At 69.7% G+C, this 12160-nt stretch carries 10 protein-coding genes, 1 tRNA gene and 1 other RNA gene; 5 read left to right on the top strand and 7 right to left on the bottom strand.

Annotated elements, in window-relative coordinates; translation table 11 throughout:
* Positions 1–816 (bottom strand): potassium channel family protein (locus ABD172_RS01795; protein WP_344306406.1); only part of this gene is annotated, 816 nt, incomplete at its 3' end.
* Between the two features lie 96 nt (positions 817–912).
* Between ABD172_RS01795 and ABD172_RS01790 the strand changes: the two genes are divergently transcribed.
* Complete coding sequence (locus ABD172_RS01790) at positions 913–2238, top strand: AI-2E family transporter (protein WP_344306404.1); 1326 nt, start codon at positions 913–915, stop codon at positions 2236–2238.
* A gap of 16 nt (positions 2239–2254) precedes the next feature.
* Here ABD172_RS01790 and ABD172_RS01785 read toward each other — a convergent pair whose 3' ends face one another.
* From ABD172_RS01785 to ffs, 5 genes are all read right to left on the bottom strand, one after another.
* Complete coding sequence (locus ABD172_RS01785; RefSeq protein ID WP_344306403.1) at positions 2255–3994, bottom strand: ABC transporter transmembrane domain-containing protein; 1740 nt, start codon at positions 3992–3994, stop codon at positions 2255–2257.
* Positions 3991–5139: a P-loop NTPase family protein gene (locus tag ABD172_RS01780; RefSeq protein WP_344306402.1), complete on the bottom strand. Its 1149-nt coding sequence runs from the start codon at positions 5137–5139 to the stop codon at positions 3991–3993. The genes ABD172_RS01785 and ABD172_RS01780 overlap by 4 nt, the downstream gene beginning before the upstream one ends.
* Before the next feature lie 178 nt (positions 5140–5317).
* Positions 5318–6805 (bottom strand): L,D-transpeptidase, encoded by a 1488-nt coding sequence (locus tag ABD172_RS01775; RefSeq protein WP_344306401.1) that lies wholly within the window; start codon positions 6803–6805, stop codon positions 5318–5320.
* A 293-nt stretch (positions 6806–7098) separates the two neighbouring features.
* Positions 7099–8559, bottom strand: a complete 1461-nt coding sequence (locus ABD172_RS01770) for an MFS transporter (RefSeq protein ID WP_344306400.1) — start codon at positions 8557–8559, stop codon at positions 7099–7101.
* Positions 8560–8634: 75 nt separating this feature from the next.
* Positions 8635–8730, bottom strand: an RNA gene (gene ffs, locus ABD172_RS01765) — signal recognition particle sRNA small type.
* A 128-nt stretch (positions 8731–8858) separates the two neighbouring features.
* On the opposite strand from ffs, the gene ABD172_RS01760 reads away from it, so the two are divergent.
* The 3 genes from ABD172_RS01760 to ABD172_RS01750 all read left to right on the top strand — a co-directional run bounded on the left by ABD172_RS01760 (position 8859) and on the right by ABD172_RS01750 (position 11204).
* Positions 8859–8943, top strand: a tRNA-Ser gene (locus ABD172_RS01760).
* A gap of 169 nt (positions 8944–9112) precedes the next feature.
* On the top strand, positions 9113–9568 hold the full coding sequence (locus ABD172_RS01755) for an aldo/keto reductase (protein WP_344306572.1): 456 nt from the start codon (positions 9113–9115) through the stop codon (positions 9566–9568).
* Positions 9569–9773: 205 nt separating this feature from the next.
* Complete coding sequence (locus ABD172_RS01750) at positions 9774–11204, top strand: M20 family metallopeptidase (RefSeq protein WP_344306398.1); 1431 nt, start codon at positions 9774–9776, stop codon at positions 11202–11204.
* Positions 11205–11251: 47 nt separating this feature from the next.
* On the opposite strand, the gene ABD172_RS01745 is transcribed toward ABD172_RS01750, so the two are convergent.
* Positions 11252–11422, bottom strand: a complete 171-nt coding sequence (locus ABD172_RS01745) for a hypothetical protein (protein WP_344306396.1) — start codon at positions 11420–11422, stop codon at positions 11252–11254.
* Between the two features lie 385 nt (positions 11423–11807).
* On the opposite strand from ABD172_RS01745, the gene ABD172_RS01740 reads away from it, so the two are divergent.
* Positions 11808–12116: a DUF4190 domain-containing protein gene (locus tag ABD172_RS01740; protein WP_344306394.1), complete on the top strand. Its 309-nt coding sequence runs from the start codon at positions 11808–11810 to the stop codon at positions 12114–12116.
* The last annotated feature ends 44 nt before the right edge of the window (positions 12117–12160 follow it).

The following is a 12160-nucleotide window of genomic DNA, read 5'->3' as shown; positions in this document are numbered from 1 at the left end:
CTCGGGACAGGCGGCACCGCCGCCCGCGTCCGGGTCCTCGGCACCCGGCTCCTGCCGGGTGGTGGGCGGCGTCTCGGAGGTGCGGGACGCCTCGGCCGTGGAGGAGGCAGCACCCGCCGCCACCTGGGCGGCCTCCTGGGCTTCGTGCTCCGCGCGGATCCGGTCGCGTTCGGCGTTCTCCTTCTTCACCGCCTCGACGAGCCAGGTGGCGAACGTACCGGTGACGGATCCGAGCAGAGCGATGCCCATGATCATGAGTCCGACCGCGACGAGGCGGCCACCCGTCGTCACGGGGTAGAAATCGCCGTACCCGACGGTCGTCGAGGTCACCATCGCCCACCACAGGGCGTCACCGTAGGTCGTGATGTTCGCGTCGGGACTGTGGCGTTCCATGTCGAGGACCGCGAGCGCACCGAGGAACACACAGAGCACCGCGGCGCACACGACGTACGCCGCCTGCCGGCCCGCGAGCCGCCGGGCGAACACCCGGTTGAGGACGCGGAGTGTGCCGAGCATGCGCAACAGGCGCAGCGGTCGGAAGGCGGGAACGAGGAGCAGGATGACGTCGTACCAGTGACGAGTCACGTACCGCAGGCGGTTCTCCGCGAGCACGATGCGGACGAGGAAGTCCGCGCCGAACGCCACCCACGTCGTCCAGGAGACCAGCCGGACGACGGTCTCGAGGTCCGGATCGAGGTCGGGGGAGAGGACCGAGATCGCGTAGGCGGCGACGAAGGCGACGGCGAGCAGCAGGAGCGGGATCTCCATCCGCCGCTCCCACCGCTCCACCCGGGACAGTCGTTCGTAGGGTTCCATGACCCACGAACCTACTCGGGGCCTCGCGGCCCGTGCACGGACACACCGTGGCGGACACATCTCCCGTGTGCCGGATTCGCTTCCTAGACTGACCGCATGACGCCGTCCTCGGGAGACCAGCCGACCACCGGGGACACTCCCGTGCCCGGCGGCGCTCCCGACTCCGCGGACTCCACGGCCGAGGCGCCCCGCACCTCGGGAGCGCCCCTCGCCTCCGACGCGGCCGAGGCTTCCGCGGGGGCCGGGGTCTCCGGAGCAGCCGGGGTGACCGGCGGTCCGGCGGACCACGCGGTGCCCGGCAGCCCGGGCAGCCCCGGCACGGCGGGAAGCGCCCCTCGCGACGTCGAGGACGGAGACGGCCGGAAGCACGGTTTCCTCACGATCGGTTCCGGTTTCTGGCTGGGTTTCACCGGCGTCCTCGGCGGCGGCATCGCGTGGTGGTTGCTCGCGAGCGTCGGGTCGATCAGCACCGTCATCAGTTATGTGGGGATCGCGTTGTTCTTCGCGCTCGGCCTCGAACCGGTCGTCGCGTTCCTCGTGAAGCGCGGGGTGCATCGGACGCTCGCGGTCGTGTGCGTTCTCATTGCGGTGGTGGCGCTCGCCGTCGCCGTCGGCATTCTCGTCCTGCCGACGCTCATCACCCAGATCCAGTCGTTCATCGGCCAATTGCCGACGATCATCGCGGAGATCGCGACGGTCGACTGGGTGATCGACCTCGAAATGCGCCTGGGCGGCGCGGTCGACATCGACGCGGTGTTCGCGGCACTCGGAGACTGGGTCGCCGATCCCGCGAACGTCACGTCGATCGGCGGAGGCGTCGTGGCGGTCGGTGCCGGGATCGCCGGGTTCCTCACCGGGGCGATCGTCGTGATGATCCTCGTCGTCTACTTCACCGCGACACTGCCGGCCATCAAGTCCGGTGCGTACTCGCTCGTCGCCCGCAGTCGCCGCGCCCTCGTGAAGGAGGTGACGGAGGAGGTCACTCGCTCGGTCGGCCGGTACGTCCTCGGCCAGGTGAGCCTCGCGGCGATCAACGGCGTGTTGTCGTTCGTCGTCCTGTCGTTCCTCGGCGCACCACTGCCGGCGCTGCTCGCGCTCATCGCGTTCCTCGGTTCGCTCATCCCGCTCGTCGGCACGCTCACCGGGTCGATCATCATCGTGTTCTCGTGCCTCATGGTGTCACCGGGAATGGCACTCGTGGCGGGGATCTACTACCTCTTCTACATGCAGGTGGAGGCGTACCTGTTGAGCCCCCGCATCATGAAGGCGGCCGTGAACATCCCCGGGTCCGTCGTCATCATCGCGGCACTCACGGGCGCCGGCCTCGCGGGAGTTCTCGGGGCGATCATGGCGGTGCCCTTCGCCGCGAGCGTCCTCATCGTCGTGCGCCGCGTCATCGTCCCCCGGCAGGACCGGCGGTAGGGGGCACGCCGGGCGCTCACACCGTCCAGACGCGCCAGCCGGCACCACCCTGTTCCTGCGCCGGCCCCTCCGCAAGGACCCGATCGGTCGTGAAGACGACCCCCGGGTAGTCCCGGACGAGTGCCCCGACGGCCTCGAGTCCCGCGGGGTCGAGCGCCTCGGCCATCCGGTCGAGGACGAGGACGTCGGGGGAGCCGAAAGCGGCACGTGCGACGTGGACGAGCGCGCGTTGCGGCGCGGTGAGCGGTTCGCCGCCGCGCACGAGGAGCGTCCGCTCCTTCTTCGGCAGGGCGTCGACCGACTCGGCGAGTCCCAGTCGTTCGATGAGCGGCCGGGCCTCCTCGGGCGAGGAATCCGGCTCCCGGTAGCGCACGGCCCGGTCGATCGATCCGCGCGGCAGGAGGTCCGTGCCCCGAGCGAGGCCGAGCACGCGCCGCCGGTCCCGGCCCTCCGCACGGTCCATCGCGATGTCCGCGATCCGCACCGTGCCGGCCTCCGTCTCCGCGATCCCGGCGATCGCCTGGACGAGGGTGCGGGCGTCCTCGGGGTCGTCCGCGTCGATGAGGACCCGGTTGCCGGGTCGCGCCACGAGATCCGGGACGCGGCGGCCACCGGAGAACTCGAGCCCGTACGAGGAGAAGGTCCAGAAGCCGTCGGCGTTGGCCTCCTCGAACGCGAGGTCCACCGCGAGGGTGCGTTCGTCGACCGCGGGGTGGCCGTACACGGACCCGGCTCCGTCCGAGCCGTTCCCGACGCCGCTGCCGTCACCGACGCCGGGCGCCGCGCTGCCGTCGCTCCGGTTCCCGAGCGGCACGCCCGCGAGCGCGGGGACGAGCACGCGCCGGGCCGCCTTGAAGTTCTGCCGGTACTCGACGACCCGCCCGAGGTCGAGCAGCGGGGTGGCGACGATCCCGACGACGAGCAGCGCGGACGTCGTCTGCGCGGGGGTGAGTGCACCGCTCACCCCGACCACGACGACCCCTGCCGTCGCGAGCGCCGCAGCCGCCGCCGAGGCGCCGCGCAGGAGGCCCGTGACCCGGGAGCGGTGCACGGCGGCCTGCGCGACCTTCGCCCCGAGCCGGTCGATGTGGTTCGTCTCCCGGCGTTCGCCCCCGGCGGCGCGGATCGCCTCGAGCGCACCGACGGTGTCCGCGGTCGCCGACGCCAGCCGCCCCCGGTGTTTCCGCACCGTCCGCGCCCGTTCGTACAGCACGTCGGAGGAGAGCGCGAGGACGGCGACGAGGACGCACACGACGAATGCGAGTGCGAAGGCCGCGGCCGGATGGATGAGCGCGAGGACGACGAGGACACCGAGGACGAGCGGGACGGCGGTGATCATCGGTGCGATCCCGAGCGACACCCAGTTCTTCACCGCCGTGAGGTCGTTCGTCGTCCGGGCGATGAGCACACCCGGTGAGGTCGCGCTCGCCCCGTGCAGGGCGGTGGCGACGAGGTCGACCCGGATCCGATGGATGTAGCTCTGTCCCAAGCGTTCGGCGAGGATCCGTTCCCCGGCTCGGACGGCCCCGACCCCGAGCGCCGAGGCGAGGACGGCACCGAGCCAGCCGGCGCCTCGGCCGTTCATCGCGGCGTTCGTCGCCCACGCGCTCAGGCCCGCGAGGGCCGCGGTGGCGAGTCCGCACACGATGAGCAGCGCCATGATGCGCCGGCGGCCGCCCTCGAGGAGGGCGGGCAGGGCCTGCGCCGCCGAGGCGCGGGTCGCCCGGTCGGTGGCCTCGGCCTCCCCTGTGCTCATGCGCGCTCGCCAGGAGCCCCGGCGGGCGCCTCGACGAAGGAGACGGACAGAGCGACCTCGGGGCATGCGAGGTCGATCGTATTCACGACGGGGACGTCGACGGCGACCCGCGCCTCGGCCTCGAGCAGGGGAGAAGCGGTGAGGAGGCCGGACACGCCGGAGACCTCGATCCCGCGGGAGGTGAGGAAGTCGACGCCGGCGACGGCGCCGAGGGAGTCGGAGGCGGAGAACACGACGCGGTCGACGGTCCCGGCGAACACGGGGTCCTCGACGAGGCGGCGGGTCTCGCCCTGGAAGAGACCGTCGGCGATCTCGACGACGATGACGGAGCATCCGGACGCGGTGAGTTCGCGGACGGTGTTCGTGAGGAGGGCCTTCACGTGGTCGTAGTCGAGCTTGAAGGTCGTGGGGAAGCCGAAGTCGGTGAAATCGCGGACCTCGGCGGCGCCGGCATCGGCGAAGTAGCCTGGGTCGTTGCCGGCCCCGGTGCCGGTGACCTTGGCGGCACCGACGGTGTGACCGGCGGCGGCGAGGCCGTGGACGAGGTGTGCGGCGGTCGTCGTCTTGCCGGAGTTCATCGAGGTGCCGAACGCGGCGATCACGGTGGGGCGGCCGGTCGTCGAGTGGTCCGCGAGGTCGAGGCGGTGACGGGCGACGTCCTGGGTGGAGAGCTTTCCGTAGGCAGTGGCGAGGATGCCGTTCGGCTGGATGCGTGTCGCGTCGTCGACCATCGCGTTCTGTTCGATGACCCGTCCGGCGACACCACCGGCGGCGACCATGTGGCACTCCTCGAGGGAGTCGGGGACGACCGCGTGGTACTGGTCGGCGGCGTAGCGGTTGCCGTAGGCGAGGACGACCTCGTCGCCCTCGAAGAGCGTGGCGCGGCGGGACTGCGGCCCCTCGACCTTCTCCTGCTTGCCGATCTCGACGATCCGGGCGAGGACGACGTCGCCGGCGGCGGGGCGGACGGTGTCGCCGGAGAGGAGGAAGAGCTCGTCACCCGTCGCGAGCGTGTTGAACGCGTAGTTCTGGGCGTACCGGGTGGTGTAGGCGAACTTGGCGCGGCGCAGGCGCTGCGGGGTGAGGGCCTCGAGGTGGGTGGTCGGTTCGGTCGAGAGGATCGGGAGCGACGAGGTGCTGGGCATGGCTGCATCCTTTGCGGGTTGCGGTCGGCCCGGATTCCCCGGGGCCGTCGAACACCCCCATCGTGTCGACCGCCGGTGAGGCGCACGTGAATCCGCGATGAGAACGAACTCATCTTCGGGGTGATGTGGGTCTTGAGAGCCCTGCTCAACACCGAGTGCTCAGCTCAGCGCCGAGAGCTCAGCTCAGCGCCGAGAGCTCCGTCCACTGGTCCCAGGTGTAGACCCAGTCGCTCACCTCGCCCGAGTCGATCGTGAGGTCGACAGAGGACCCGGTGATGTTCACGGGGTCGCCGTAGATCGCCGACTGGTAGTACTCGTACGCCCGCTCGTCCGTGAGGTTGATGCAGCCGTGGCTCACGTTCCGCACGCCGTGCGAGCTCGCCGACCACGGAGCGCCGTGGACGAACTCGCCGTTGTTGTGGATGCGGACCGCCCAGTTCGTCGGCGTCTCGTATCCCCAGCGCTCACTCGTCATCACGTAGTGCGCGGCCTTCGACATGACGATGTGCGGGCCGTTGAACGACGGTGCCTCGGGGGAGCCGAGGGAGGTCGGCCAGTCCCAGATCTCCTCCCCGTCGCGGGTGACGACCATGCGCTTGGTCTCCGCGGAGGCCTCGACGATCTGCTCCCGCCCGATCTCGAAATCGAGCGTCATGTCGCGCGATCCCTGCGTGTCCGCGGAGAACTGCACGCCCTCGAAGGGCAGCGACACGGATACGTCCGTGTAAGCCGGCCAGTGCTCCTTCGTCCGGTAGTGGATCCGGGAGGCGCCGTCCTTGTCCGGCAGCCACGCCCAGGATCCCTCGACCTCGAGGGGCTTTCCGTCGGCGTCGGTCGCCTCCACCGTGAGGCGCTGTTCGACGTCGTTCCGGTACTCCTCGTCGACGATCGAGGCGAAGTCGATGATGATCGGCGCCGCGACACCGACGACGGCGTCGTCACCGAGCACGGACCGGGCGCGAACGGTGGACCCCGTCGCCTCCGCGGTCGTCACGGTGCCGGAGAACTCGTGTTCGGCACCGTCGGGCGTCACTGCGGTCGCCGTCCACGCGTACTCCTTGCCGCCGGCGAGGCCGGCGTCCGAGGTCCAGAGGGTGCCGGGTTCCTCCGCCTCGGGGGTGGTGGTCGAAGTGGCCGAATCGCTCGCGGTCGCGCCGGCCGTGGCAGTCGCGGTCGCTGTCTCCGTCGCCGAGGCGCCCGCGGGGTCGGCGGATCCCGTCGCCTCCGGGGCGGCCTCCGTGGGCTCCGTGGTGCCGCCGGCCTCGGCGTCCTCGGTGGTCTCCGAGGCGGGTGCGCCGGTCGCGTCCTCTGCCGACGTGCCGGTGCTCGCCCCGGTCGGCGTCGGGGTGGCAGTGGTCGCGTCCGGGGTCGTGAGTTCGCCGTCGTCCGCGGGCACCCGGTCGTTTCCGGTGTCGACGAGTTCGACCTCCGTGAACTCGCCACCGTCGATCGCGAGTTCGAGGTGGGTGCCCGCTTCGAGCTCCGGCGTGCTGTCCGCCGGTTCACCGGCGACGGTCACCGTCGGTTCCGGGCTCACGGTGGGGGTGGGGGAGGCGCTCGCCGTGGTGTCCGCCGAACGCGAGTCGTCCGGGGTGCCGCCGTTCGTGCAGGCGGAGAGGAGGACGGCGGCTGCAAGAGCGGTGCCGAGGAGACGTCGACGGAACACGGGGCCTTCTTCTCTGGAACTCGAAAGGGACGGGCAGGAGGACGGGAGTGCGGTGGGAGGCGTCGTCGCCCGTGCGCCGGCGCCGCAGATCACCTGCACCGCCGGTCGGAAACACCGCGGATCCAACAGTAGAGAGCCGAATGTCACGGATTGGCGAACGGCAACGAGCAGGACCGTGGTTACTCGACTGTTCATACCCGCTGACCTGGGGAAACGGCGGTTTCGGGTGTTGCTGAATCGTGACGGAGGTGCCGGTCGGGAGCTCAGCCGTGCGGCGCCTCGGCTCCGGTTCCTCAGGCGGGTTCCGCCGCCGCCCCGGCAGCGGTGCCCGGGACCGGCCGGACGAGTTGCATCGCGAGCAGCCCGAAGAGGCAGGAGACGGCGATCGTGAGAGTGACGGTGAGGCCGAACGCGGTGCGGACGGGGACGTGGTCGCTCGCGAAGGTGAAGAAGCTCGAGAGCGTGGCGACGCCCAGACCCATCCCCGCCTGTTGCCCGGTGGCGACGAGCCCTCCCGTGAGGCCGGCGACGCGGGTGGGGACCGTGTTCATGACGACGGAGACGAGCGGGCCCATCATGAGGCCCTGGCCGCCCCCGGTGAAGAGTGCGCAGATCTGGAAGAGCCAGAGGAAGGTGTCGTTGCTCGTCGGGGAGAACGCGAGGACCGCGAGAGCGGCGAGGCCGATGCTCTGCACCCCGGCACCGATGACGAGGACCTTCGGACCCCAGAGGTCGTGGAGGCGGGTGGCGAAGGAGGACGCGAGGACGAAGGACCCGGCGAGGGCGAGGAGGGCGATGCCGCCCTTGAGGGGCGACCAACCGAACCCCTGCTGGGTGAGCACCGCGAAGTTGTACATGAAGCCGCCGAGCATGCAGAAGAACACGGCGGCGAGGGTGACGCCGATCCGGACACCCGGCTCGCGGATGACGTGGAGCGGCAGCACCGAGGGCTTCTGCGCGAGGGCGCGACCCCGGATGTGCTGCCACAGCAGGAAGGTGCCGCCGACGGCGAGCACGAGGAGGGCGAGCGTGGAGACGAGCGTGAGGGGTTCGGACCACGGATGGGTGGGGTCGACGCTCGAGGCATTCGTGAGGCCGGTGATGAGGACGAACAGGGTGAGGGCGACGACGATACTGCCGGTGACATCCAGCCCCTCGGGGTTCGGGGAGCGGGTATCGCGCAGCCACAGCGTGCCGACGAGTGCGATCGCGGCGATGAGGCCGATCGAGAGCATCGCAGCGCGCCAGCCGTACTCGACGGGGAACAGACTGTTGATGAGGCCGCCGAGGATCTGGCCCCCGATCGTCCCGACGCCCGCGACGATGCTGTACATGCCGATCGCACGGGACCGGGCGGGGCCGGTGAGCATCGCCTGGACCGAGGCGAGAATTTGCGGGGTGGTGATCGCGGCGGAGACGCCCTGGAGGAGCCTGCCGAGGATGAGCAGGCCGAGGTTCGGCGCAGCGGCGGTGATGAGAGAGGTGACGATCATCGACGCGGTACCGATGCGGAAGAGCCGGCGCCGCCCGTACCGATCGCCCAGACGGCCGCAGATGATGAGGCCGGCGGCGAAGGACACGGTGTACGCCCCGATCATGAGGGCGGTCTGCGAACCGTTCACGCCGAGGGAGGCCTGCACTCCGGGCACGGAGATATTGGCGACCGCGAAGGTGTAGGTCGAGAGAAAGGTCGCCAGGAAGAGGGGCCAGATCCGAGGTCTCGCATGCTGCCGGTCACCGGGCGAAAGCGACATTGCTTCCATAAAACGTACCTTATCGGTCGTTCGGTGATTTCAATAGGCGGCGAAGCGCTCGCATGTGCGGGCAAAATAAAGGACTCTTCGCGCACCCGCCAGAGCCAACTTACCCTTGCTTCCTTCCGGACCTGGGGGAGTTCGCTGGATGACGCCACGCGAAGAGCCGTATTCGAGTATAGGGATTCGCGCGCGGCTTGGACAATCGATGGGGCCCGGAGCCGGGGTGGTACGCCTCACACAGGGCGGAGGTGGTCTCGATTGGATTCCGCGTCATCCGTTCCTGTACTGTTCTTCACGGAGGATTCGCCTAGCGGCCTATGGCGCACGCCTGGAACGCGTGTTGGGTTAACGCCCTCAGGGGTTCAAATCCCCTATCCTCCGCCGTGTGAACGGCCCCGGACTTCCGAGTCCGGGGCCGTTTCTCGTTCCCGGGGGCGGTGCGGTGCGGCGGGAACCAGCTGCGCACTTCGGCACGATTCCGGAATCAGCTGCGCACTTCGGCACGATTTCAGGCGGCTGGATCGTGCCAGATCGCACAGCTGAAAGTGGGATGCCGTCAGAGGCTGCCCGGTACGGCATGTCTTCGAACTCCTCGTCCCCCCATGAGCTGGGCGGCGAATCGAGATCGCGATTCAGCGTGGTGAGCCCATTGAGATCGCGATTGTCTGCGCGATCTCGCGGAAACCTCACCGTCAATCGCGACCTGAACAGTGGCAACCGCACCCGATTGCGACCTGAGGTGGTCGAAGCAGTTCGAGCGGTCGATATCGCTGCCGAGTTCGCGGAACTCGCTCGTGCCGAAGGGCTCGAACCCGCCGGCGCCGCACTCGCGTGGGCCGCGCAGCAACCGGGGGTGAGCACCGTCATTCCGGGCGCGCGTCACGCGGACCAGGCACGCAGCAACGCGGCGGCCGGCGACGTTCCTGCGCTGTCGCCGGAATTCCTCGACGCGGTGGAGGAGCTCTACGACTCCCGGATCCGCGCACAGGTGCATTCCCGCTGGTGAGCGGCCGAACCGGGGGCGGGGGGCTTCCCGGCGCAGGGCCCTGCGGAGGGTCCCACGGAGACCGGCTCCGGGCAGGTGGCCCACGTCGGCTCCGGTTTCCCTATGATCGGGGGTGCCCACCTCCCTGTGGGCCCCGACACACCACAGTCGGGTGACCGATTCCCCGCCCGGCAGCCCCACTGCCCGATCCCCCAGGAGTCCCCTCGTGTCCCCACACGTCGAACCGTCCCGTGACGGTGCCATCGCTGCGTCCCGTGCACTGTTGAGCGACGGACCGTTCCTCGATCTCCTCGCCGAACGCGTCTCTCACCGCACCGAGAGTCAGGGCGGGGGCAACGGGCCGGCCGCCCACGCCTATCTCGAGGAGTCCATCCGCCCCGAGCTCGAGGGCATGGGGTTCGAGGTCACCGTCCACGAGAACCCGGCCTCGGCGAACCATCCGTTGCTCGTCGGAGCCCGCATCGAGGACCCGTCGCTCCCGACGGTGCTGCTCTACGGGCACGGTGACGTGCAGTTCGCCCACGACGACGAATGGGCCGAGGGACTCGACCCGTGGGTTCTCACCCGTGACGGGGACCGGTTTTACGGCCGGGGTTCGGCCGACAACAAGGGCCAGCACCTCGTGAACCACCAGGCGCTCGGACAGGTGATCGCCGCACGCGGCGGCACGCTCGGCTACAACGTGCGGGTGCTCATCGAGACCGCGGAGGAATCCAGCTCGGTCGGTCTCCACGACTTCTGCGCGGCCCACCGCGACGACATCCTCGCGGCGGACCTCTTCCTCGGTTCGGACGGACCGCGCCTCGCCGCCGAGGTCCCCACTCTCTTCATGGGTTCCCGCGGTGCCATCAACTTCTGGTTGCGGTTCCACGCCCGCGAGGGCAACCACCACTCGGGCAACTGGGGCGGCAAGCTCCGCAACCCCGCGACGACGATCGCCGCGGCGGTGAATGCACTCGTCGACAAGGACGGAGTCATCCGGATCCCGTCCCTGCGCCCGCCGCAGATCCCGGAGTCCGTGCGGGAGACCCTCGCGAAACTCCCCGAGGTCGTGGAACCCGGAGCTCCCGAGATCGACCCGACGTGGGGCGAGCCGGGCCTCACCCACCAGGAGAAGACCCTCGGATGGAACGGCCTCGAGGTGCTCGCCCTCGAGGCGGGTAATCCGGAGTCGCCGGTCAACGCGATCCCCGGATATGCGGCAGCGCTCCTCCAACTGCGGTACGTCGTCGGCACGCAGGTGCTCACCCTGAAGGAGGACGTCGAGGCGTTTCTTACCGAACAGGGATTCACCGGGATCGAGGTGGATGTGCCCCACGAGATCCGGGAGAGCGCCACGCGGCTCGATCCCGACGCCGAGGTGGTTCGAGCCGCGATCGAGTCCCTCACCGCGACGACGGGGCAGGAACCGGCAGTGCAGCCGAACCTCGGCGGCACCATCCCGAACACCGCATTCACCGAGGGGCTGGGCCTGCCGACGGTGTGGATCCCGCATTCCTACCCCGGCTGCAACCAGCACGCACCGAACGAGCACATCCTCGTGCCGATCCTCGACAGCGCGCTCGGCATCATGGCGGGCGTCTTCTGGGACATGGGGGAGGAACCCGCACGGTGGTTCTCCTCGAAGGAGGGGTGACCTCGGCGGCGTTTTCGGGGAACGCGGGGTGGGCCCCGGACGGGGCCTCAGGCCGCTCGGCGGTTCCGACTCCTCGTGGTGCGGGAATCGCCGTGGTGGCGCGCGATGGTGCGTTCGATGAAGGCGACGGCGTCGGTCATGCGCATGAACGTGCCGACGGGACGCTTGTCGATCGCGACTTCCCAGCATCCGTCTGCGCGACGCATGTCGACCATCATGTCGGGGCTCCTCGTCCGTGTGCGGTGGAACGCGTTCGTGCATGCCCGGGCTCCGTTCGAGCCCGGCCGCACGCACGGGTGACGTGCAGGCGTCACCCGTGCAGTGCAACAGAGTCGGGAGTCGGGATGTTCCCCGTGTGACGTGCGGTGTCACGTCGGGTCATGCAGTGTCTCCGGCTGCGGACGGAGCTGTACCGAGGTGGGCGAACGCGATCCGAGGCACAGATCCGTGACCGTCCACACAGAAATGGCTGGGAAATACCGAAATCGAGTCGGTTTCGTGTCGGTCCTGATACACGAGCCGATTTACCCCGTTCCCAAGGTGGATTGCTGGTTAAGGTGGTCCCGTTCGCACCGCTTCGACCCCTGAGAAAGAGAGTCAGTGATGTCTGATCAGTACAACGCTCAGCCGCCGGCATACAACCAGCAGCCCGCAGGTGCCCCCGCGCAGGACCCGGGCCAGACCATGGGCATCCTCGCCCTCGTGTTCGCGTTCGTGTTCGCGCCCGTGGGCATCATCCTCGGTTTCATCGCCCGCAAGAAGTCGCGTGAGGCCGGCCTCGCCGACAACGCGCTCGGCAAGTGGGGCTTCATCCTCGGCATCGTCTTCGTGTGCCTCTGGGTGCTCTACGTCATCCTCATGATCGTTCTCGCGGTCATCGCCGCTGGTGCAGGAGCGACGGCGGGGTACTGACCTTTCCCGCACGGGGCGCCGAGAGCCCTGCACACCGAGGGCCC

Origin of the sequence: Brevibacterium samyangense (assembly GCF_039529845.1) — a bacterium.
GTDB lineage: Bacteria > Actinomycetota > Actinomycetes > Actinomycetales > Brevibacteriaceae > Brevibacterium > Brevibacterium samyangense.
Note: the sequence above shows the minus strand (reverse complement) of the source record. Positions and strands in the feature narration are given on the sequence as shown.